Annotated in this window: 23 protein-coding genes; 3 read left to right on the top strand and 20 right to left on the bottom strand. The window is 36.5% G+C overall.

The features are described 5' to 3' along the window. The 11 genes from mtnA to HVN35_05190 form a co-directional block, all read right to left on the bottom strand. Positions 1 to 930 carry an S-methyl-5-thioribose-1-phosphate isomerase gene (gene mtnA, locus HVN35_05240; GenBank protein ID NYB51943.1) on the bottom strand — a complete coding sequence of 310 codons (930 nt, stop codon included), beginning with the start codon at positions 928 to 930 and terminating at the stop codon, positions 1 to 3. 157 nt (positions 931 to 1,087) lie between these two features. Beyond that, positions 1,088 to 1,939 carry a radical SAM protein gene (locus HVN35_05235; protein NYB51942.1) on the bottom strand — a complete coding sequence of 284 codons (852 nt, stop codon included), beginning with the start codon at positions 1,937 to 1,939 and terminating at the stop codon, positions 1,088 to 1,090. Between the two features lie 158 nt (positions 1,940 to 2,097). Then, positions 2,098 to 2,652, bottom strand: coding sequence for a methanogenesis marker 17 protein (locus tag HVN35_05230; protein ID NYB51941.1), 555 nt, complete (start codon positions 2,650 to 2,652; stop codon positions 2,098 to 2,100). A 9-nt stretch (positions 2,653 to 2,661) separates the two neighbouring features. Continuing rightward, a complete protein-coding gene (locus HVN35_05225; GenBank protein NYB51940.1) occupies positions 2,662 to 3,915 on the bottom strand; it encodes a methanogenesis marker 15 protein in 1,254 nt (417 codons plus the stop codon). Positions 3,916 to 3,920: 5 nt separating this feature from the next. Next, entirely contained in the window at positions 3,921 to 4,418 is a 498-nt protein-coding gene (locus HVN35_05220; GenBank protein NYB51939.1) for a methanogenesis marker 5 protein, read from the bottom strand. 2 nt (positions 4,419 to 4,420) lie between these two features. Next, on the bottom strand, positions 4,421 to 4,792 hold the full coding sequence (locus HVN35_05215) for a DUF2111 domain-containing protein (protein NYB51938.1): 372 nt from the start codon (positions 4,790 to 4,792) through the stop codon (positions 4,421 to 4,423). Next, positions 4,789 to 5,181, bottom strand: coding sequence for a methanogenesis marker 6 protein (locus tag HVN35_05210; GenBank protein NYB51937.1), 393 nt, complete (start codon positions 5,179 to 5,181; stop codon positions 4,789 to 4,791). Before HVN35_05210 ends, HVN35_05215 begins: the two co-directional genes overlap by 4 nt. 139 nt (positions 5,182 to 5,320) lie before the next feature. Continuing rightward, a complete protein-coding gene (locus HVN35_05205; GenBank protein NYB51936.1) occupies positions 5,321 to 6,853 on the bottom strand; it encodes a methanogenesis marker 3 protein in 1,533 nt (510 codons plus the stop codon). A gap of 3 nt (positions 6,854 to 6,856) precedes the next feature. Continuing rightward, positions 6,857 to 7,849 carry a methanogenesis marker 2 protein gene (locus tag HVN35_05200; GenBank protein ID NYB51935.1) on the bottom strand — a complete coding sequence of 331 codons (993 nt, stop codon included), beginning with the start codon at positions 7,847 to 7,849 and terminating at the stop codon, positions 6,857 to 6,859. A gap of 254 nt (positions 7,850 to 8,103) precedes the next feature. Next, the gene (locus HVN35_05195; protein NYB51934.1) at positions 8,104 to 9,237 is read right to left on the bottom strand and encodes a DUF2117 domain-containing protein; all 1,134 of its coding nucleotides are present in this window, start codon (positions 9,235 to 9,237) and stop codon (positions 8,104 to 8,106) included. 232 nt (positions 9,238 to 9,469) lie between these two features. Beyond that, positions 9,470 to 9,970, bottom strand: coding sequence for a ribonuclease VapC (locus HVN35_05190; protein NYB51933.1), 501 nt, complete (start codon positions 9,968 to 9,970; stop codon positions 9,470 to 9,472). A gap of 595 nt (positions 9,971 to 10,565) precedes the next feature. Between HVN35_05190 and HVN35_05185 the strand changes: the two genes are divergently transcribed. After that, positions 10,566 to 11,123 (top strand): MogA/MoaB family molybdenum cofactor biosynthesis protein, encoded by a 558-nt coding sequence (locus HVN35_05185; GenBank protein ID NYB51932.1) that lies wholly within the window; start codon positions 10,566 to 10,568, stop codon positions 11,121 to 11,123. A 186-nt stretch (positions 11,124 to 11,309) separates the two neighbouring features. On the opposite strand, the gene HVN35_05180 is transcribed toward HVN35_05185, so the two are convergent. The 5 genes from HVN35_05180 to HVN35_05160 all read right to left on the bottom strand — a co-directional run bounded on the left by HVN35_05180 (position 11,310) and on the right by HVN35_05160 (position 14,714). After that, complete coding sequence (locus tag HVN35_05180; GenBank protein ID NYB51931.1) at positions 11,310 to 11,843, bottom strand: orotate phosphoribosyltransferase; 534 nt, start codon at positions 11,841 to 11,843, stop codon at positions 11,310 to 11,312. A 170-nt stretch (positions 11,844 to 12,013) separates the two neighbouring features. After that, a complete protein-coding gene (locus HVN35_05175) occupies positions 12,014 to 12,181 on the bottom strand; it encodes an orotate phosphoribosyltransferase (GenBank protein ID NYB51930.1) in 168 nt (55 codons plus the stop codon). Between the two features lie 186 nt (positions 12,182 to 12,367). Then, positions 12,368 to 12,619 (bottom strand): PRC-barrel domain-containing protein, encoded by a 252-nt coding sequence (locus HVN35_05170; GenBank protein NYB51929.1) that lies wholly within the window; start codon positions 12,617 to 12,619, stop codon positions 12,368 to 12,370. Between the two features lie 246 nt (positions 12,620 to 12,865). Continuing rightward, positions 12,866 to 14,467, bottom strand: coding sequence for a sodium:solute symporter family protein (locus tag HVN35_05165; GenBank protein ID NYB51928.1), 1,602 nt, complete (start codon positions 14,465 to 14,467; stop codon positions 12,866 to 12,868). Positions 14,468 to 14,504: 37 nt separating this feature from the next. Further along, on the bottom strand, positions 14,505 to 14,714 hold the full coding sequence (locus HVN35_05160; GenBank protein NYB51927.1) for a hypothetical protein: 210 nt from the start codon (positions 14,712 to 14,714) through the stop codon (positions 14,505 to 14,507). Between the two features lie 544 nt (positions 14,715 to 15,258). Between HVN35_05160 and HVN35_05155 the strand changes: the two genes are divergently transcribed. Next, the gene (locus HVN35_05155) at positions 15,259 to 15,600 is read left to right on the top strand and encodes a hypothetical protein (GenBank protein ID NYB51926.1); all 342 of its coding nucleotides are present in this window, start codon (positions 15,259 to 15,261) and stop codon (positions 15,598 to 15,600) included. Between the two features lie 136 nt (positions 15,601 to 15,736). On the opposite strand, the gene HVN35_05150 is transcribed toward HVN35_05155, so the two are convergent. The 3 genes from HVN35_05150 to HVN35_05140 form a co-directional block, all read right to left on the bottom strand. Further along, a complete protein-coding gene (locus tag HVN35_05150; protein ID NYB51925.1) occupies positions 15,737 to 17,806 on the bottom strand; it encodes a glycosyltransferase family 39 protein in 2,070 nt (689 codons plus the stop codon). A gap of 593 nt (positions 17,807 to 18,399) precedes the next feature. After that, on the bottom strand, positions 18,400 to 18,690 hold the full coding sequence (locus HVN35_05145; protein ID NYB51924.1) for a hypothetical protein: 291 nt from the start codon (positions 18,688 to 18,690) through the stop codon (positions 18,400 to 18,402). Between the two features lie 43 nt (positions 18,691 to 18,733). Next, positions 18,734 to 19,018: a winged helix-turn-helix transcriptional regulator gene (locus HVN35_05140; GenBank protein ID NYB51923.1), complete on the bottom strand. Its 285-nt coding sequence runs from the start codon at positions 19,016 to 19,018 to the stop codon at positions 18,734 to 18,736. 301 nt (positions 19,019 to 19,319) lie between these two features. Here HVN35_05140 and HVN35_05135 point away from each other — a divergent pair, with 301 nt between their 5' ends. Further along, positions 19,320 to 22,619, top strand: coding sequence for a PAS domain S-box protein (locus HVN35_05135; GenBank protein NYB51922.1), 3,300 nt, complete (start codon positions 19,320 to 19,322; stop codon positions 22,617 to 22,619). Between the two features lie 318 nt (positions 22,620 to 22,937). Here the strand turns inward: HVN35_05135 and HVN35_05130 are convergent, their stop codons facing one another. Further along, the gene (locus HVN35_05130; protein NYB51921.1) at positions 22,938 to 23,318 is read right to left on the bottom strand and encodes a hypothetical protein; all 381 of its coding nucleotides are present in this window, start codon (positions 23,316 to 23,318) and stop codon (positions 22,938 to 22,940) included. Positions 23,319 to 23,492 lie beyond the last annotated feature (174 nt).

Here is a 23,492-nt window from a genome sequence, read left to right as displayed (position 1 = left end):
TTAAATTGGATCGATTATTCCCTCCTCAGTAATAATACCCGTTATAAGGTCACTGGGCACAACATCAAAGGAGGGGTTCCTCACTTCAGTTCCCATAGGGGCTGCCTGACACCCTGCGAAATTCAAAACTTCCATAGGATCTCTTTCCTCAATTTCTACATCATAAATACTGTTCTCATAATCAAAGGTACTTTTGGGTGCAGCCACATAAAAGGGTACATTGAAACGTTTGGCTGCCAGTGCCACCATGAGTGATCCGATTTTGTTGGCTATTCCTCCTCTAGCCACACGATCTGCACCAATTACCACCTTATCTATTTGTCCTTCCTGCATCAGGCGTCCCGCAGCACCATCAACAATCAATTTCACTGGAATGTTTTCCTGCTGCATTTCCCATACACTCAATCTTGCCCCCTGGAGCACGGGACGGGTTTCATCACACACCACATTTATGTTTTTACCTTCTTCACTGGCTGCCCTTATAACTCCCAGAGCTGTGCCGTAATCAACACATGCCAGTGCACCAGCGTTACAGTGGGTTAAAATAGTATCTCCATCATCTATTACTGTGGCTCCGTGTTTTCCCATGAGCCGGTTGGTTTTTCGGTCCTCTTCATAGATGAGAAGTGCTTCTTTGACAGGATCATCTGATTCTATTACTCGGTCAACTGCCCAGAAAAGGTTCACTGCTGTGGGTCGTGCATCTTTCATATCTGAGGCTGCTTTTTCCATATCAACATCCGCAAGATATGCCAGTGCCATTCCAAAAGCTGCTGCCACACCTATGGCTGGAGCTCCACGAACTACCATAGTTTTGATTGCATTTATAACATCGATATACGTTCCGCAGACCATATATTCAATTTCATGGGGGAGCAGTGTCTGGTCTAAGAGATAAAGGAGATCATCCTTCCAGTACATGGTTTTCATAGTCCTAACATCCTGTTGTTACTAGATTTTAACAGGAAAAATGAATCTGCAGATTGAAATAATTCTAGAAATCTATCTGCAATTATTTCTTAACCTGTTCCAAAGTTTTTTAAAAGTTCATTAAGAAATTGAATAAGGGATTAGAGAGATTAACCCCTTAATAGTGGCTGGCTGGAGTCATATCCAGGTGCTTGTCCTCTTTTCCTGGGACTCCGTAGGCATCTGCCCGGCACTGGGTACAGGCCCGGAAGACGGGTAATATCTCTTCAACGGTGTCTCTTACATTGGAAAGTTCCTCACAACCGGGTCGTGGGTAGTCTTTCATTTTATAGAGGGGTATAAGTGGTATGACGTTCATAAGATTAGCACCGCGTTTTTTCACTTCCCGGGCTATGTCTTCAATATGCTTGTCATTAAGGCCAGGTATGAGTACGCTGTTGACTTTTACCACCACTCCCAGCTTGGCAACTTTTTCAATTCCTTCCAGCTGTTTCTCGGAGATTATTTTAAAGGCTTCCTCACCCTCGTAGACTTTACCTTTATAGACGGCTCTGGAGTATATTTTTTTACCTATTTCCGGGTCAATGGCATTCACGGTCACGGTGATGGTGCTTACATTGGCGGCGGCCACTTCTTCAGCCATATCTGCCAGTAACAGTCCATTGGTACTCATACATTTAATGAGGTCTGGGAATTTTTTGTCAATTATTTTGAAAAATTCCAGTGTTTCTGGGTTGGCCAGGGCATCTCCAGGTCCTGCTACTCCCACCACACTTATGGGCATTTCTTTTATGACCTTGGCCACATGGGTGACTGCTTCTTCCACTGTCATTACTCTGGATGAGACTCCAGGGCGCTGTTCACATTTGTTTATTTCACGGGTGCAGAAGTTGCACTGAATGTTACAGCGGGGTGCTATGGGCAGATGAACTCTTCCCACCTTATCATGCATTTTTTCATTGAAACATGGATGAGCCCTGGTTATATGGGCAAATTTAGATTCATTCACTCAGATTCCTCCATCTAGATATGATTTTATTTGAATAATATAATCGTATACTGAATAATGTAATCATCACTTGACTTTATTTAATGATAGGACTTATATGATAGGAATTATTTATTCACATATAGCTTGATTAGTATGGTGATTGTGATTGGAACTTCCTATTTTTTCATATCTTCAACAATTTCTCTGGTTTTTTCCAGGTATTCTTCTTTGATGTATTCATCAGAACAGGTTAATGCTATAATGTTCCCTTCAGAGTAATGATCTATAACCCGAAACCCTTCGGGTATGATTCTAAACAGTGCATCGTAAACCTTCTTTTTAAGATCTTCTTCAGGGTCATGTACCACCAGTCCCTCTAATTTAACCTGAGGGTCGTCGATTATAACCTCAAAACGGCTGGGCTGATGTACCTTATTCCTCCCTTCAAGTTCCCAGAGCTTTTTAAGAAGTTCGGGGAGGTATTTTTCATCTTTGATCCTTATGAATGCCTCATTTGCCTCGGGTTCGTATTCGTATTCAGTGAAATCCTCAATAACCACTGGTGGTGAAGTTTTGAGGTACTGCACAGCGATTATAAACACTGGCTCGCGGGGATCAACGTATACTCGAACATCTTTGACAGACCTGACAATCTGTACTTCCTGGAGTATGTGCCTGACAATCATGTCGTAGACTTCTTGTCCGCTTTCATCGTAGCATTCTACTTGCATTTATATCCCCTATAATTTTTTAGCTCCGAATTCTTTCTTATCTCCCAGTCCAGATACCAGTAAAGCAGCTCCTACAGCTCCAATGTGTTGAGAGTGTTCAGGTACAATGACATCCATACCACCCAGTACTGTGCTTACGGCTTCCACCAATCCACCTATAAGACTAGTCCCTCCGACCTGAATTAGAGGTTCTCGTACGTCTATTTCCTGTAATTGCTGTTCGTAAACCTGTTCAGCTACAGAGTAACATGCGGCTGCCGCTACATCTTGTTTAGTGCCTCCTGCAGCTAACGATGTGACCAGATCCTGAATTCCAAATACAATACAATAACTGTTGAGTAAGGCTTTTTTAAAGTTTCCCTTAAGAGCCAAGGGACCTAATTCGCTGATATCAACACCTAATCTTCGAGCGGTGATTTCCAGGAATCTTCCCGATGCTCCGGCACATATTCCCCCCATGGTGAAGTTGTCAGGGATTCCATCATTAACCGTGATGACCTTGTTATCCATACCCCCTATATCCAGGACTGTGGCTTCTCCTCTCTGGTGTCCAGCGAGATATACTGCACCTTTAGAGTTTACAGAGAGTTCTTCTTGAATAAGAGCAGCGTCCAAGTGTTTTCCAATGGTTAGCCTACCATATCCAGTTACTCCTACCCCCTCCACATCATCGAATTTGTATCCTGTGCCCTCAAAGGCCTGGTTCATTCCTTCCTGTGCAGTAGCTATAACATCAGTAGTTGGCAACCAACCAGTTCCTATAATCTTATCATTTTCCATTAAAACCACTTTAGTAGTGGTGGAACCGGAATCAATGCCCAGAGTAAGACCTTCCTGTTTTTCCCTGGCCAGTAAACTTTTCCGTGCTACAATGGTAGAAAGTGCTTCCATCCTGATGAAAAGTTCATCAGCCTTAGTTCGTTCAGTGAAGGAATAAGTAACCACAGGAAGGTTAGTGTTCTGTTGTATGAAACGCCTTACCTCATTTCTTACCAGCGCCCCTTCAGCACACCGAAAACAGGTGGCGATGAAAACAGCATCTGCATCTGATTTTCCTTCCACCAGAGACATTGCCCTGGCTATCATTAAGCGTATGCTACTGCTGGCTGCGTTGAAACCGAATTTGTTATATGCTTCATCAATGTAATCCAGGTCTGCTTCAGGGATTATTATTTCTGCTCCAAAGGTGGCTGCTGCTTTTTCTATCTCTTTCTGCACACCACTGTACTCGGTTCCGCACGAAATCTGCGCTATTTTAACCATTACTATTACTCCCCTTGCTCCTCAGTTTTTACTTTTAGAGACTCTTCGTACTCTTCTGTTTCATCTGAATTTTCCAATTCTTCCAGGAAGGTGTTGATCTTGTTAACCACTTCCATTGTTTCTTCCCTGGTTTCTGGATAGTGGATTTCCAGTACGGGTATGCCTCTTTTTCTTAAAAAGTACATGGAAAGTTCGTTGGTACGTGCACAGCCTATGCACCCAAATCCGTAAGGTGCATCTTCCATTATTATAGCTGCATCGGCTTCATCTATAATTGGTCCAAATATGGCCATCCTACCCCTCACACCAGAAGGAACTTCAATAGCAGCATATTTAAGACCCTTTATTGGCTCTTCTTCGGTGATGTTAAATGGTGGAGAATCTATTTCCGGATCTGTAACCTTCTTACGGATTTCTTTTTGGATAACCAGTGGTTCATGACCTCTCCTTTCCACCATGTCTGCCAGTATCAGGGAGTTTGGAGGAAAAACTGCTATTTTCATTATTAACCACTCCTAGAATCGTCTAATTCTTCAGGTCTCTTTGTAATTTCAATTATATCACTGTAAATACCCTGAGTTATGTCCACAAGACCTATGGCTGCTATTATTTCCCCTTTGTCAATGATAGGAACCACAATCACAGGTGTTCCCTGGTATGCCCCACTTTGAGGAATTACCTGAGCCATTTCCCCAGTTGCAAGAACTTCTTCCAGAATAGGTCCAGTGTAGTTATAGTCTATAACTTCACCGTCTTCAATGCGAACACCAGGACTTTCAAGGGTGCGCATGGTTAGTGGAAGGCCGTTTACTAATTTATGTATGGCTAGGGCTATGGGTGCTATTTCTTCTCCAGTGGAAGATGCATTGATATTCATTTTTCACACTCCTGGGCTATTTTTCTAAATTCATCAGGGGAAACTTTTTCCGGTTTTTTTAAAGTGACTTTCTCTGGGTTTTCCAGGGCTTCACACACATATTCTAAGAGTTCATATTCCTTCTCTAACTGGTGGAATCCTTCCCTGGCTGCTCCTCTTTTAGCACGGCACCTTCTAGGATCTCCTGGAGGAAATCCCCTGTCTTTGGTGAAAATATTTGATGGATCAAGACTTCGGATCTGGTTAATGGCATTCATCACCACTTTTTCCTCTCCATGTATAACTGCCCCGTAACAGGTTGATTTTATGGTGAGTGGAAGTTCCAGCATGTGTAGTTTTCCAACCAGTTCACTTTGACTTATTTGAGCTTTAGGACCCAGAACAATCATTCGAGTGACTTTATCTTCAAGTTTTTGGCCATTATCAATTTCTGGTGAGATTTTATTAGTTTCGAGTGACTCTTCCTTATTCATTGATGAAACTTTGCTGTTTCCTGGTGAAACTTCCTTATCCTCTGGTGACTGTTGCCTATCTGGTGGTGACATAAATGGTATCCCCCTCTTTATATTTTTCCAAGTTTTCCAGTCCTCTTATCACTCTTCCGATGATGTTGGTTCCCTGGAATGGTTCTCCAGTGGGTCCGAATTCATTATGATCCTCAAAGCGAACCCCCACCATCCCAATATGGCGGCGGGACATGTTGGTAACCCCTATCTGTCCTGCTTTAACCACATCCTTAGGAGTGTTTTCTGGTATTAATCCTTTAGATTCCTTAGGAACATCTTTAAACATCATTAATTTCATCCCTGGGAAGGCGAAATGCACATCCAGAGATCCGACTGGTGAATCAAGCAGTCCGGTAATTTTCTGGAAGTACCAAGTAGAACGTGGTGCCTGGTTATCCAATTCCAAGCGAACCAAGTCTTCTTCGGGAATTGCAAATGTTTTAACTTCACCCTGGGCTATTATATCCATGGTAAAATGGGGTTCCTGTCTTACAACCACTGCATCATCATCTTTGAGACCTTCACGAACCTGTTTAACACCTTTATCTATTAAAAATTCTTCTGCCTCTTTTTGTGTCATGGAAAGAGTCATTATCCTACCTGGAATTGTTCGGAAGGTTACCTCATCACTGTAACGGACCATATCCAGTAATTGCATTCCTTTCTCCACTTTACCCAGTACAGTGTGAGAAGGAGTGGAAACCCGGTCTTCCCTGTAAATGTAAACACGACCAACGCCTTTTCCCTTATTTCGTAGAGTTATAGTTCCTCGTTTTCTTTGGTCTATTTTTTCAGCTTTTTTTTCCAGTCCTTGTAATGCATAAAAACCAACAAAGGAGTTAGAATCATAGTCCACCCTGATTTTACCTGATTCCTGGAGTGCGTAGAAGTGCTCCACTGATTGTGGAGAGTCCGGATTGGGTTTTACTTCCACATAGGTAAATACCTGGTTTCCTTCTTCAAGGAGAGTTTCCAGATTAGTGATTGCAGAGCTTTTTATAATATTCTCCCTTTCCAGTACAGGTTTAACTTCCAATATTTCATCATCATCAGTGAGTTTCAGGACTGTTCTTTTCCCCCCAATTATACGAGCAAACACTCCCCTGTTTTCTTCTGGAGCTCCGTAAGTGGCTTCATGTTCTCCAAGAGATAATATGAGATGGGTTGCTTCTGAAGTGAATCCTGATAGGCTGAAAAGAACATCCCATCTATGGTATTTGTATTTATCTCTGCTGGGGGTAAGATCTGTTTTTATAGGGCCTACTGCCACTTCCTGGGAGGTGGTCCAGCGTACTCCCATTTTGGAAAATTCTTTGTAGCGATCTTTCCAGATTGCAACCAGATTTTTCGGGGCATTATCCAGTATTTCAATGATGATACTTCCCTGGTTGGTTTTGAGCTTGTACTTGTTTACATGCCTTTCAACTTCTTCTGTGCCCTTGATCAGACCCAGGACGCACCCTGATATGTAAGGTGCTTTCACTTTCTCGATGGCATCCTTTATGGTTGATCCTTCAGCGAGATCTACTTCTTCTTCATTGACTTTCACCCGCATTAATTACCCTCCTGGGTTTTCATCATGTATTCCAGTGATTTTATCTTTTTCAAAATCAAAAACGAGTTCTTTTTCACTGCCTGATATTAGGTATAGTTTTTTTTCTGGTATAATACTGCCCACCACTTTTGTGGTTATGTTTACTTTTTCCAGGATTTCAATGATGCTTTCCACATTTTCCTCCTTTGCAGTGAGGATGAATCCTGCTCCAGGGTATAGTTTAAGCCAATCCTCCCAGTTAACATCAGGGTTTCGGGGTATTAATTCTAACTCCACTGTTGCACCCACATTGGATGTTTCCAGTAACATTCCCAGAGTTCCCAGAGTTCCAGGGTTGCTGATGTCTTTCCCTGAACTCACCAGGTGCTTTCGTGCCAGCTGGTTCATGGTCTTGATCTGTGATTGTACCAGTTCTGGGCTTTTCATGGTGGTGGTGTCCCAGTTGAGTTTGAATTTAGGGTGTATTTTTCCATCCAGATCCACAGCCACTAGAACCTTTTCACCAGGTTGGGCGTTACAGCTGGTTATGAGGTCATCACGATCCATGATGCCGGTTATTGAAACATCCAGAGAGTTGTAGGGTGCATCAGGGTGAACATGACCTCCCACCATGGGCACGCCAAATTTTTTCACCCCCTCATTGATTCCGTCAATTATCTGCCTGCAGATGTCTTTATCTTGAGTGGCTAAAACATTGGTCATTGCCAGGGGTATTCCCCCCATGGCCGCGATGTCATTTACATTAACCAGAACAGAACAGTAGCCTGCCCACCAGGGATCTGCTTCCATGAGCTTTCCCCACATTCCATCGGCAGCTAAAAGTACCACCTGTCCGTTACCTATTTCTAGGGCTGATGCATCATCACCAAAACCCAGGATAGTTCTTCCAGATATGTTATAGGTCTCCTCCAGAAGATTAGTTACATCATTAATAAGATTTTTACGAGTAATCCCCTCAAAATTTCTTATAGAATCAACCAGTGGCTTTAAATCCAAGGGTGCACCTCTTTATAGTTTAATATTCTGTTATAATATCCCTATTATTGATTTGTGGATTAAGGGGAAGGGAATATATTATCTAGAATTTTATTATTAGAATTTAGGAATAATTTGAAATAGAACTCAATTCTGAATAACTGTTTCTTGATAATATTTCCATTATTCAAGTAAATTCATTTAATTCCTTTAAGTTTGAATCTCTAATGATTCACTCCCTTCATTTCACTCCAGCAAAAACTTATTCTTTAACCTTATTCTTTGACCTGGTAATTACTAGTTATACTACTAACTATCTGTAAGAGTTTACTTTTAAAATTTTCTATATTTTCTATTTCTATGGTCTCTTGATTGTTAAAGAGTTCAGAAAAAATCTTAGCACCTGCTAAATCATCTAAACCGCTTTCAAGTTCAACTATCAGCGATCCTTCGGCTTTAAAACCTTCCTCAACTACTTTATCTAAATCTCCATCAGTAATACCGATTATAGGAACTTTGAAACGGTATAGAATATCCGCAGCGACTAGAGTGGTGTCATCACCCACAGTAACTACCATATCTGCATTTTTCAACTTGTAAATGTCTTCTGCAGCATGGTTAAGAAAAGAAATATTGAATTTATGGTTATTTTTAATAGAATTTATTATACGAGGTGTAACTTTCGATTTACGTAGGAGTCCTGTTTTTATTATGGCTTTATCAAGCTCCACAACCCCCAGCTTCTCAACTCCATGTTTCTTGATCTTCCCCCCTATAAGTTGGGTTATTATACCATTTTCAGCTATTATTGCCACTTCTGAAGATGTGGATTTTCCGATTACTATCCCGTTGACAAAGATATTCTCATGTGGGGATACTCCTGCAATATTTCTACATATTCTGTTGTTATTCCCTTCAGTTCCTTCAGTGATGAATTCCTGGCAGGGATCTTCTTTAAATAATTTTTTCCTGATGTTTTGTGGAGAAATTAGTTTTAGGCCCAGCTTTTTTGAAATATCTTTTGCCAGTTCTTGAAGGTCCTGCCTCCAGGCAATGACTGTCCCGTCATTTTCTCCTGGCCTTTCCATTTGTATGAGAGGCGGCTTACCCTGGGAATTTGCATATACTTTGAATCCGAAGGCATGACCAGTTACACTGGATTTGCCATAGTTTATGAGAAAGATAACATCACATTTTTCCTGATTAAATATGTCAACTGATTGGCTGGGAAATAATTTTTTACTGATATCAATTCTATCTTCCAGGTGTGCATCAATTACCGCAGTTCTGCCCATAGTACCACCTAAGCGAGCATGAACCGTCCCATAGTCCTCTAATAAATCCATAATTTTTTTGGCATAACCTGAATCCACGATTTCAGGTCCATGTACCACCACACCAATCTTCATCTGATTCATGTTTCACCTTGGAATTAACAAGTTTTTATAATTACCCTCTAATACCCTTGAAAAGTCAGAAGATTGTACAGACGTGATAAATGATTGTGATATGCTTAAATTGAGTTCTAAATGGCCAGTTTAGTATTTTGAAGTTACTATTTTTATATTCTTAGATTTTTGTAGGGGATTGAAGTTCTAATTGAATATAAATGCGTCTAGAATGTTTATCATCTCTTTATTTTTATTTCTTTATTCTTTTACGGTAAACAGAAGAACCACAAATTTCACATTCATCCTCTTTATATTCCGGTGGATATTTTTTCCGACAACCCCTGCATATTTTTATCCAAGCATATACTTCATTTATACCCTCTGTTAAAACACTGCAATAGGGAATCTGGAGGATTTTCAGGATATTCTGTATGGAGTAATCATCAGTAACCACCAATGGATAATAATTTTTTTCCAGTGTCAGGGCCAATGCCACCAACTCTTTATCAACTGTAGATAACCTTAAAATATCACCAGAAGTGGTAATTGCACTTTGAACTTTACTGATTGAATCGGAACCAGGTTCTCCAATAACAAGTGAACCATCTTTTAAAGCGGATTCAACAATAATTTGCGATTTTATATCCTTTAATTCAGATATAACTGAGTTTGTGGTGATATTAAGATGTTTTGGAGATATAAAACCTCCGATTATTCCTGAAGCATCCAGCACATATATTTTATCTTTCATAAAACCCACCAGAAATTATGCATTAAAATTATATGAGATTAAGTGCATTTATTTGACTATAAAATGTACCTATAAGAATTTTTTTAAAAAATATAACATATACTAACGTTTTTGAATTATTTGAGTATTTAAAGTCGTTTTTTATTCCTGCATACTGCTGCGGGGAAATCTTTTTATGTAATTAAAACAATAAATTATTTGTTGAGGGAGGGTGACATTAGACTCCGTTCATAATTTTTCGCCTGCGAAAAACCGCCTCCGATTTGGACCTAATACCCTCCCCCACAATAATATGTTTAATATCCTGATCTAAAGAATTATCTATTAAATTACAACATTGAATGGAACTTTTATCTTGATAGTGATTTGATAGTGATTATATTATTTTAATACAGTTAACATTTTTAGAAATATTTTCAGATCTGTAATATTTTATTTATATGTAAATAATTATTTTAAATTGTATTTGAATAATCATATCTTATAAATATGTGCTTGTATCACGAATTGGACCCGCATAATCCCTTTATACCTTGATTAATTAGAATTAGTTAATGATTATAGTCCTGGAATGCTTTAAAAAGAGGATGAATTAATGAAGAGTAAAAGTATGGAAGAACACAGAAAAAAAAGCCCTTTAATGGTTAAAGTGGGGATAATTACTTTGAGTGATTCAAGATCCCATTCTCCACGATTAAAAAATTCTAATAAGGGAGATGTGTTGGATTATGCAGATTTGAAACAGGATTTATCTGGAAGAATTATAATTGAATCAATAAAAGATCAGCATGATATCATATCTTATAAGGTTATCCCCGATGATGCAGAGATTCTCCTGAAAACTATCCATAAAATGAGGGATGAAGGGGCTGAAATCATAATCAGCACAGGAGGTACTGGAATTGGGAAACGTGACATTACCATAGAAACCATTAATCCCTTATTTAATAAAGAATTGCATGGTTTTGGTGAAATATTCCGTTATGAATCATATAAAGAACTTGGAACCGGTGCCATATTGTCAAGAGCGACTGCAGGAGTCTGGAATGAAACAATTCTTGTGGCATTACCCGGATCTCCCAATGCAGTTACCCTTGGAATGAAACTGATTAAAGGAGAACTGGGACACCTGGTAAAACACGTGAAAAGTTAATATATTTTAATTTTTAATCATCATTAAGTTTTTAATCAGTTATTTCAGTTTGAAATACGGAATTGGAATTTTAATTGAAAAGAAAAGATAAATTGAAAATAAAAGACAATAAAGTTAGTTTTGACAAAAATTTAAAAAAAATAGCATCACTAATACGATAACTTTGCTATTTAAAATAACTGATTGCTATTTAAAATCATTGATGGTTACCAATGGTTCCAGAAGCAATCCTTCCTCTTTTAACTTTTCCACTGCACCTTCCTCCCGATCAACTACCACAAAGGTTCTTTCCACCACACCACCATTATCTAAAACCGCTTTAACTGCTTTCAGTAGGGAATTTCCAGTGGTGGTAACGTCTTCCACTACAATAACCTTATCACCGTCTTTAAGTTCCCCTTCAATGAGTTTTGAAGTCCCGTAATCTTTCTGGGCCTTTCTTATCATGAGCATTGGGATTTCAGAGTGGAGTGCCACAGCAGTTGCAATGGGAACAGCTCCCAGGGCAGGTCCGGCTATCCTATCGATTTCATCCTCCTTTATGAGATCAGAGATGATCTTTGCAATCTGGGATAGGATGCGGGGTTCAGTAATAGCCTTTTTCATATCCACATAGTAATCGCTTTCTTTGCCGGATGATAGGGTGAATTTACCCAGTTTGATAACTTGATTATCCTTTAATAAGTTAATTAGAAGGTTTTTTTCCGATTTTATTGACATTAACATCATTCCTTTATAAAACTGAATATTTTTTTTAAATATATTTTAGATATAACATTTAATCAGTTTTTTAAGAGATCAGTAGATTAACAGAGTCAGTAGAATTTTGGATGACTAGAATTTGAATGTATTTAAGTCTATAAATTGTTGATATTATCTAATGAATAACACTAATAATATGAATTATCTTTTTTATGAAACTTTAGACCCTTCTGGCAGCGTTTACATATTCCCTGATTTAGCTGGAAACACCTGCCACAAACTAATGCACCACACATTGAACAGGTGTACATTTTACCCGGTTGACCGCAGATATTACATATACCTCGGACTTCCACCACCAAACACCTTATTGTAATTGCTTTCTTAATGAATCTTAATGAAAGATTTCTGGTTATTAGATAAAACAATATTTAATATTTAACTAGAGTAACCAAGTGTTTAATTGAAATATTCGATTCTTAATGGATTGAATCCAGTAATTTTTTTAATAAATAAAGAATTGGCTAAAAAAATGAAATTGATTAGAACTCGTAAGTTGTAGTTTCATCTCGGCTTTTAAGAAGGATTTTATCCCCAATTTTACTCACCATATCACAAGGAACGATGGTTTCACCTTTGGATAGTCCTAATCCCTCTGAAATACCTCCTTTACCCACAACGAAAGCTTGGATTTCATTGGTCTCCAGATTTACTTCAACATCCTTTACTTTTCCAATTATAACTGCTGAACTATCTAAAACCTCTTTTCCCACGATTTCTTGTACTACTCTCATATTATCACCATTTACAAATCACATGCAAACAAAACTTAACCTAAAGGAAGTAAAAATTTAATAAATTAACTTAATCCTATGTTCTTGTTATAAATTTAAGTTTCAAGTTATACTTATAGTTTCAGAGATTATGAACATGATTTAGAAATAAATGATGTGAATCTTCTATAAATAGGAATTGAAATTTAATATTTAAAAATACGCCTAATTATGCCTTAATTTAAAAAAAAGGGAAATAGAGTAGAATTATTCTACTCCTTGGAAACATTTTTCCATGTGTTCCTTGCTGGGTTTTTTGGTTAGAAGGCTTACCACTATTGTGACCACAAAAGCAATTGGTAATGCAATTACAATGGGGTCTACGGTAGGCCATGGCATGCCTGGAATAACCATTGCACTTCCGGTAATGGCTTTTGCAATTCCCAGGGCTTCTGCTGATTTTTTGTATTCAAATACCAGCCAGAATAAACTGATAATAGTTCCAACTACCAGTCCAGATATGGCTCCAGCTTTGGTACAGCCTTTCCAGAAGAGGGCGAATACGTACATGGAGAGGAATGCTGCTGCGGTTATGGAGAACCACATGGAAGTTCCCACTGCAATAATATTTGCCGGTAATATGAACCCCATAATGACTGCAATTATCATGGCAATGGCTATTCCCATCCGAGCAACCATTACCGAAGCTCCTCCTTTTTTCCGGGCAATTGTTTCATAGATGTCTCTACCAAGAGCAGTTCCCTGTACATGAACCTGAGCACTTAGGGTTGACATTGCCGCAGATAAAAGGGTTATCATGAAAAGGTATGCAAACCATAAGGGCATAGCTGCTGTGATGAAAGCAGGTATTATTTTATCTGCATTTCCCCCTACAACCTGCACAGACAATTTCCCCACAGTGTCAAAGAAATATACATTGGATAATGCACCAACTATGAATGCAGTGCCGGTCATCATTAGTATGAATATTCCGCCCACTAAAACAGCTCTGTTTAGTTCTCGGTTTGATTTTACAGTCATGAACCTTACTACAAGCTGTGGTTGAGATAGAACTCCTATTCCTACACCCAAGATAAGTGTGCTGACCAGTGTCCACCAGAAGGGACTTCCCAATGCCGGCATGGAGGTCCATCCTGTGAATCCTGTGGCAGTTGCCGTTGCTGTGGCATTGGCCGGTACCATGTTAACTAGGTTAGTGAGAGCTTGATTGGCATTAACTACGCCTCCTAACATCCAGTAGGTGGATACCAGTAATATTGCCATTCCCACAAACATTATAGTTCCCTGAACAGCATCAGTGTACATCACACCCCTTATTCCTCCGAAAATAACGTATAATGCCACAATAACTGCCAGTACAATTAAAGCTATATTGTAATCTATACTCAGAGTTGTTTCAGCAAATCTAGCCATACCAATTAAAACCACAGATGCATACAATGTCATTCCGAAGAATATTACCAAACCACTGAAATACTGTATGAATCTGCTATCAAAACGTTTGGATAAAAATTCAGGAAAAGTTAGGGCGCCTAAATTGTGTCCCATTTTTCGGGTACGTTTTCCAAAAAATACGAATGCTATGAAAATACCCACCAGAATGTTCAGGAATGTCAACCATAAAAGACCCATTCCATAAACTCCTGCTGTTCCCCCAAAACCTACTATAGCTGCTGTGCTGATGAAAGTTGCACCGTAACTTAAAGCCATTATGACAGGATGAGTTTCCCTTCCCGCCACCATATAATCATCAGCAGTCTTGGTACGCCGCCAGGCCACGTATCCCACGTAGCCAGTTATAAATAGGTATATTAAAACTACTATACTTAATATCAATAAATCATTCATTTAATCCACAACCTATATCTTTATGAAATGTAGATTATTATGCATCTTCTTCATCCCAGAGACCCAATTCTTTCTCTTGCATTTCTTTTTCCTTTTTATGCCACTCCACTTCTTCTTTTACTTGCTCTTCTTCATCTTCGCCGCCTTTATTCCAATTTAATACTCCATAAACAACACAAAGAAGAGTTGCTAGAATGCATCCAATATATGCACCCCAAATCCATGGATCATTTATCCCCAGAACCAAGTTCTCACCTCCTTACCACAATCTATTTATCATTATAATTAATGAACAACTACTTTTTATATATTATTATCGATTTACTTGTCAAGCTCGAACCTAACATTCCCAATGGGTTAATAATAGATGAAATGAGGATATTCAATTAAAATACATAGAAAAAATATATAACTATTACAATTTCCTTAATATTCCCCTGTCAATGTTTCAAATTCCAATTAAAGAGCTAATTCTAGGAATTCGTTGGAAAAACAGAAGAATATATGTTTTTAAATATAAAAGAAGCTATTCATTCCCCATAACATGGTTTTTGAGCAAGTTAATAAAAAGTAAAGTATAATGAAATCTTCTAAAATTTGTAGAAAGATGAAAGGATTCCCATTTTGTGAATAGATTCAGTTTAAGATGGATAGATTAAACATGCAAATCATAAAGATACAATTGGAAAATGATTGGAATCTTAAGAATATACTAAATACTTAGAGGAATTTATTATCATAAAGGTGTTAATTATCAAGGAACTGGATGATGTAGACATGGAGGATTTTTTATGGAAAATATACCCGAAGCAATAACTTTTGAAAAAGTAAAACCTGCAATAGATGAAATTACCATCCCTGAAGAGTTTATTAAAGACTTTCATTGGTCCAATGATAATCATCTTATGATAATATTGCGGGTCATAGGCCAGGATTCTGGAAAAGTTAAAGATTTTTTTGAAAATAGTGAAAAGGATACATTCATCCTTAAAATCATTGGAAAATCAAACCAATCAACATCTGAAAAGTATGTTCTGACCTCAATGTACTTGGATGAAGGCCCTCCTATTTCAGTGGATATAAATCTAGAAATGCCAATGGTGAGAACCATTTTAGACTTTAAAAAGAGATAAAAAAGAATATTTAAAAAAATGTTAAAGTTGCCTATATTCTTAATTTTCTATTTTATCATAACATACCTTTTTTTCCATAATTGTTATCCTTCCTTAAAGCACAACATTAATCTTCACAACACATCCAACTTTTATTTCACAGTTTTATCTTGATTATTTTGAAATATTTTCCGCTGTAGATGGTGGTTCCTGAACTAGTCAATGATTCTAAAAATTTTAATGATTCCCCATCAGAACCTGATCCGATATTATTTATAGGAGCTCCCTGAGTCTGGTTTCTACTTCCAGGCATGCCCCCATCAGGTTGTATATTGTTAGAAGCCATATTTTCAGGAGGTGCAGCATTAGAGGTCATGTTTCCAGGAGATCTATTTGTGGTGTTGTTATTTTTTTCAGGATGCTGATTGTCTCTGTTTAGTGGATTTTGCATGGCAGTTGAGCCTCTATTATTTATCAATATACTATCCCACGAATTAGGTAAAAGGGGAGGTCCATAGGGGAGGAGGAAACTTAGATCATAACTGTTGTCCATGCCCCCACCTCCCATATTCCTTACCCTATTTCCAGGGTTTGATCCTGCATTCATGGGATCTGATGGCATGTTGCCCTGATTTGATATTGTATTTCCTGAATTGGATACTATATTCCCCTGATTTAGTGTTGAAGTTCCTGAAGCTGTGTTAAAGGTCTTTATAGAAGATGTTTGAGTATTTAGAGAACTTATTGCATATAAGGTGCTATTTTGATACTTTTCTTGGACTCCATTAATGTTTTCAACAACATTTACATTTTTACCTTGACCTAAGTCACCTAAAATATACTCCACCCAGTATTTGGTCTGGAAGTCTGATGCTAAAATGACTATATTTTCATCACTGTTGTTGACAAAGCTTGCCCTAATTTTAACCAGATCATTATACTCATCTGTGGTGATGGTAGGGCCCAGATTGTTGAAAGATTGTGAAGCTGTGTAGAAACTGGAAAAAGCAAATATTATTGCTATTCCAATTACTAAGAGAGTTGTTGGTAGCTTTTTAGAAGGATATCTGGCTAGAAATTCTGTTTCCATAAATTTTAGTCCTATTGGAATTATCAGCCCTAGGGGTAAAAAGGCAATTAACAAGAACCTTGACTGATAATCGGATGCTGGCATGACAGCTAATACAGTCACAACAGCAGCAAAGGAAATATAAACCCATGCTAAGAGTGTATTTATATTGATTTTCATCTGTGAAGAATTATTAATCTGGGATTCATTTGAGATTATTTCTTTTAATCCCCGGTAAAGTATTAATAGAGAAGCTGCAACTCCCAATAGGTAAGGTAAACTGCAAAATATCATGCCATTAACCGGACTACTCATTCCATGACCACCAGTTGTGATTGTAGAAGAGGAATTTAAAAAGGATAGAACAGTTCCATACTTGGTGTACATCACTGGATATGCCACGAATAGGATAATAAAACAGCCCAGTATTAATAAACTTAATAAACCCAATATTTTCAGGTCGAAGAGGGGTAATTTGCGAGTATTATATGTTTTTAAGACAATGCTGAAGATTAACAGGGAAAAGAAAATGGTTACAGCCAGGGCTCCTGTGTAAATATGCGTTAATAAGTTTATACCTAAGAATAAGATAGTTAAGGCTCCGTATTTTTTCCAATTTTCAATGTCTTCAAACCATTTAATGACATAATAAAAGAATATCGATAGGAAAAGAACCCCTACCAGGTTCTGCATGTAATTTCCTATTAGGGCAAAATAGTTTACATTAATTGTCACCATGAAAGCACTTAGAAGTGCTGGTATCCTTGATCCTAAGATTTTCCCATTTTTTTCCCTTCTATACAATTCTGTGAGCTTGAATGCTGGAAAAGCAAGCAGTGAACCTATTAGGGACATTCCAATTTTGATTCCTAAAAATGAGTTTCCAGAAAGAAATGCAAATGGTGCGAGTAAATAATACGCCAATGGAGGATCGTTACTCATTGGAAATCCGTATTGCATTATATTGCGTATTTGTATATCGTAAAATGCACCATCAATACCATATGAGAAGGAATATCGGGTTAAAACGAATATATCAAGTGCAAATGAGAATAAGAAAATGGCTATCAATATGATTAACCAGTATTTCTCTTTAAAGAATTTTATAATATCAACCCCTGAAAGAGATGCAATAACCTTATAATTTGCTATATCCATCATATCAACCTTTTTTGCATAGAATTTGTATTTTTTAATTTTTTTTGTTTAATGAGTAATTGTATCTAATTTTCCTTATCTGGCCATTTTCTAGGGTTAATATAAAAAACCATGGGAATGAAAATGAATCAGATCAACACATTTTCTTAAAAATTTTGTGTATGAAAATTCCTTTTACGATGATTCATTTTATTAAAAAACATCCTGTTCGGAACATTACAGCATCTTTAAATCCTTTTGATGTTTTTTTCTAGAATTAATGCATAAAAGTAGTTTTTCCCAGATTAAACCGAATTTTTACCGGTTCAATACAGCCTATACCCAAATCTTTCCCAATTTCAAGAATAGATCATTCTGTTAAAAAGATCGTGAAGCCATAAACTGGTCAAAAAAGCAAATTATTAAGGTAAATTCACAACATTTAATAAAAACTTAAAAAAGTCAAAATAAAATTGTATTAGCATTAATTCAAAAAAATAAATTTGAGTGAGGGTGAAATTGATTAAATAGATTTTCATTATGATTAAGATAAAAAAATAATTAAAAAGAACTAAAAATAAAAAAAAGTTGTGTTTTGCGGTTATTTCATGTTATTATTTCCAACTGATTTTTAAAAGCGCAGCCAGTGCTACTAACTGACTTATATTAATCAGTAAGAGGGAATATTCATTTCCTAAACCTCCTCCTGAAGGTTCTGGTGGTGGAGGTGGTGCTAAAAACCCCATTGAAAGTAGATTCTGGATAAGTAAAAAAGTTCCAAATATTAAAAGTCCCAAGGTGTATTCAGATTTCCATTTACTATAATTTTTCCAGTAAATTGAAAGTAAAATTACTATTATTGAGATATTGGCTAATGCCACTGCCATGCCTATATATCTTAACATACTGTCCACTCCAATATAAAACTCCAATTCAATATTATTTTAATTATTTCTTTCCAGATTCCTTCCAGATCTTCTTGAAAGAATCGAAGTTCTCTTCCATGGTATCTGAAAGCATGTAAACAGTCCCATATTGCCCCTCACCACACATAACCACAATATTGTTCTTATCCAAAACATTTAAATGATGTTTAACCGTCTTATAATCTAAATCAAGAATATTTGCCAGTTGATTAGCATTATATGGACGGTTTTTCAATTCATTGATAAGTCTGGCTCGATTTATACCACCTCTAGTCCCAGCAATCAGCCACCAAAGTAAACCTTCCATAATTATCACAGTTATATCTACAATTAAATTGTATAAAATCCTTCACCGAATACATTATTTCTAAACCAATTAATTTATATTAATTAGATTTAAGCTTTTACTACTATGAAAATTATTAGTGTTAATGAGTTTGCCAATAAATAAAATTATAGCTAAAATTTCTCTTTTTTTGAATTCAACCTCCAATTTCCTTACTTTTTTCCGCAATATCTTAATATTAGACATACTCTACCTTAAAAAAAAGTAAATATAAATAAACCCAGATAATGTATCAGTTGACTATTTCAATTGAGGGTTAACAGTGTCTTATAATCAAAAAAACAACTTAACTGAAGAAGTTTTTGAAGGGATCAGTGATATTTTTTTATCAGTTGACCCGAATTTTAGAGTTAATTATGTTAATAACGCTGCTGAAAAGTTCTTTGGAGTTTTAAAGGAAGATTTTATTGGTAAGGATATTTTAAAAGCTTTTAAAAACTGTGAAAACGATATTTTTCAGGACAAACTCCAATTATTACACCAAAAAAGAAGTTTTGAATTTGAATCTCATTTTAATACCCCTAATTCTGATAAATGGTACCAAATCCGTGTTTTTGCCTATAAAAATGGATTTAATATATTTTGTCAGGATATTAGTTCTCTAAAAAAACCAGAATTAGAACTTAGGGTAAGTGAAGAAAAATACCGATCCTTACTGAATAACATTCCCGATGTGGTGTGGACCACCTCCCCTAGTGGTGAAACAACATTCATCAGTTCTTCAATAGAAAAGATCTACGGTTATACTCCTGAAGAAATATATGCTGGAGGTAATTCACTATTTTTTGGAAGGATACACCCTGAAGATATTGAAATGGTAAAAAGGTCCTTTGAAAATCTTTTCACCAAAAATGAATTATTTGACATTGAATACAGGATCAAAAGAAAAGACGGTAAATGGATATGGGTGCATGATCATTCCATGGCTACCTACAAACAAGAAGGGGAATGGTATGCAGATGGTATTTTAAGAGACATAACCCATCGGAAAAAAATGGAAAAAAGTCTAGAGGAATCTGAAAAGAAATACAGATCAGTGATTGAAACAGCAGGGGAGGCCATAATACTTTTAGATCATAAGGGTTTTGTATCTGAAGCTAATCAAAAAGCATTAGAGTTAACTGGTTTTGAGAAAGATGAATTGGTAGGGAAATCTTTGATTAATATTGCCCCACTCATAAAAATAAATCCAGAAGAAGTTTTATCTGCCTTTGAAGACGTTATCCATGGCAGAAGTTTGGGAAAAATCCAATGGAATTTTACCGATAGAAAAAACAATGAAAAAACCGTAATTCTCCATTACAGCCCCCTTAAAGAAAATAACGAAATTAAAGGGATCACCCTTATCTTAGAAGATGTAACTGAACTTAAAAAAACGGAAGAAGCTTATAGGAAGCGTGACCAGCGTTGGACTAATCTGATTTCTAACTTACCGGGAATGGCATATCGCTGCAGGTATGATAAAAACTGGACTATGGAATTTGTTAGTCACCAATGTGAAGAAATCACAGGTTATAAACCCTCCGAACTTATTAATAATTCAATAATAGCATACAAGGAACTGATTTTTGAGGAAGACCGTGACCACGTATGGAGCACAGTCCAGGATGCAATTGGAAAAAATCAGCCCTATGAAACCAGCTACCGAATAAGAACTTTTAGTAATGAGATTAAATGGGTTAGGGAAAGGGGTTTGTGTGTTATTGAAGATGAAGATTTATTCATTGAAGGTTTCATAGAAGATATCACAGAACAAAAAAATGCAGAAGAGCTGTTAAAAAAATCTGAGGAAAATTACAGAAGTATTTTTGAAAATTCCATAGAAGGAATATTTCAGAGCACACCTGAAGGAAGATACGTTAGTGTTAACCCTTCATTTGCCAGAATAGCAGGATTTGATTCTCCAAAGGAAATGATTGGCTCTGTTACTAATATTAAAGATCTTTATGTTCACCCCCAAGATCGTGAGAATTTAATTGAACTTTTGAAGCATCAAGACGAGGTTAATGATTTCCAGACGGAAATTAAAAAAAAGGATGGTTCAGTAATATGGATTAAGATCAATGTCCGGGCAGTTAGGGATGAAAAAGGAGATTTATCTTATCTTCAGGGAAGTATTATCGATATCACTGCCAGTAAAAACGCACAGGAAACTGTGAGGCGTAGTGAAGAACAGCTTCGTCTGATTATCGACTCCAGTCATGATTTCATCTACAGTTATGACCGGCAGGGTAGATTTGTCAGTGCCAATAAAAGTCTTTGTGATAGTATGATGATTTCAGAAGATGAAATTATTGGCAAAACCCATGAAGAGCTCGGTTTCCCCCAAGATCAGTGCCAGGAATGGAATCAATTACACCAGAAAGTTTACAGAACAAACTCCACTGTTACCTCTCTTACCACATCTATCATGCCTGATGGTAAAATTCATGACTATGAGGTGGTTTTAAACCCCCTCCATGACTACAATGGAAATATTATCGGAATCTCTGGAATCACTAGAGATATAACTGAACGAAAAAAAGCAGAAGAAGCATTAAAGGAAAGTGAGGATAAATACAGAACCCTTTTTGAATCAGATCCTGATTATACCATCCTCCTGAACTTAAAGGGCATTATTCTGGAGGTTAATAATGCTGCTAAACAGATAACTGGTTTATCAAAAGAAGAAATTGTAGGGAAACACTTCATGGAGTTAAAAATTTTCCCTCCAGAAGAATTAAAGTGCAATGCTTCCATGTTTACTAAGTTTTTAAATGGTGATGATGTTAAACCATACGAATCCCTAATTTATGATAAAAATGGAAATATTCGGTGGATTGAAATTAAAATAACAAGTATTAAAAAAAATAATACCTTATCGTTCATTTTAGTTATCTGTAGAGATATTACAGATCGGAAGATAGTTGAAAATAAAATGAAGGAATCCTTACATGAAAAAGAAGTCCTACTAAAGGAGGTTCATCATAGGGTCAAGAATAATATGCAAATTATTTCTAGCCTGCTGAACCTTCAAAAAGGATACGTTGAGGAACAGGAAACTGTTAATGTTCTGGTGGAGAGTCAAAACCGGGTTAAATCTATGGCAATGGTGCATGAAAAACTGTATCAATCTAGGGATTTGACTAAAATAAATGTTCCAGGATATGTTAAAAATTTAATAAGTGATTTATTTTATTCCTATGCAATTAAAGAAGGTGAAGTTGAATCTATAATTGATATTGAAAATATAACATTTAATATGGAAACTGCCATTCCCTGCGGACTTATTATAAATGAACTTGTATCTAACAGTCTCAAATACGCATTCACCCCTGGGATGAAAGGTAAAATAGTGGTATCCCTCCAATCCAAAAGTGAGAAATTTGAATTAATAATTGCAGATAATGGAATAGGTTTTCCTAAAACGATTGATTTTAAAAATACGAAATCTTTAGGATTGCAGTTGGTTAACAGTTTAGTTAGGCAGTTAGATGGAGAAATAAAACTTGATAGTGGTCATGGGACAAAATTTACCATTAAATTTGCTGAATTAAATTATAAACCACGTTTCAATGAATAATATATTCCAATAGTTTATTATAAACTAAATTTTTTATAAACTAAATTCTAGCACATTATAAAAATCTTGATTGCTCTAAAAAAGCGAAAATTTGAATACAAAAATGTTTTAAAACCTTTAATTCGGGTTTTTTTGAATAGGACCTTATTATGGAATTAAGACCTTATTTAACTCAGCCCTAGTGCAGAAGTTCTTAGATAAAAGGAAAATTGATCTTTTGAAAAAATTTAAAAATTTTAAAAGTTCAGATGCTCATGTTGTAGATTATTTGAAAATGATTCAAAGAACAAAATTAGTAAAAATTATAATCACTGATTGCTATCTTTTTAATTTTCGATACATCTTATAACCGTAAAACCATCTAATAGACCAAATAAAATGGAATATTATCATGAAATAATAAGAAAAGAAAAAGAAATAAAAAATTAGGCCCAGTGCCACTTGTATGAACCCTATTATTAAAAATGAAACTGGATTTCTTATTAGAAAAGAAACAACACCCACTAATCCCAATCCCCCACCAGATAAAGATAAAACAGTTTGAGCAGAACCACCAGCCAAAAACCATAGAAAAGCCAGAATAGCGATTACAATTCGAAATAAAGATCTTCGTGGAGAAAGCTGTTTATCCATTTTGTCCTTCAGCTTTTTTTCTTCCTCTGAATCATCAGAAATCTTATTTGTGTTATTTTTGTCCATATGACCAACCAAAAAAAATCAAACAATAACCCGCTACAGCTTATCTGCCAAGGGCAATTTCACGAAGGTAAATAAAAAATAGACCCACCATCCTTTTTTTTGAACCTAATTTTCCTGATATTGAGACTGGCATCTAACATATCTTTCCATTAAATATAGCTCCTGCTTAGTTTA

This window comes from Methanobacteriaceae archaeon (genome assembly GCA_013403005.1).
In the GTDB taxonomy this organism is placed as follows: Archaea; Methanobacteriota; Methanobacteria; order Methanobacteriales; family Methanobacteriaceae; genus Methanobacterium.
Note: the sequence above shows the minus strand (reverse complement) of the source record. Positions and strands in the feature narration are given on the sequence as shown.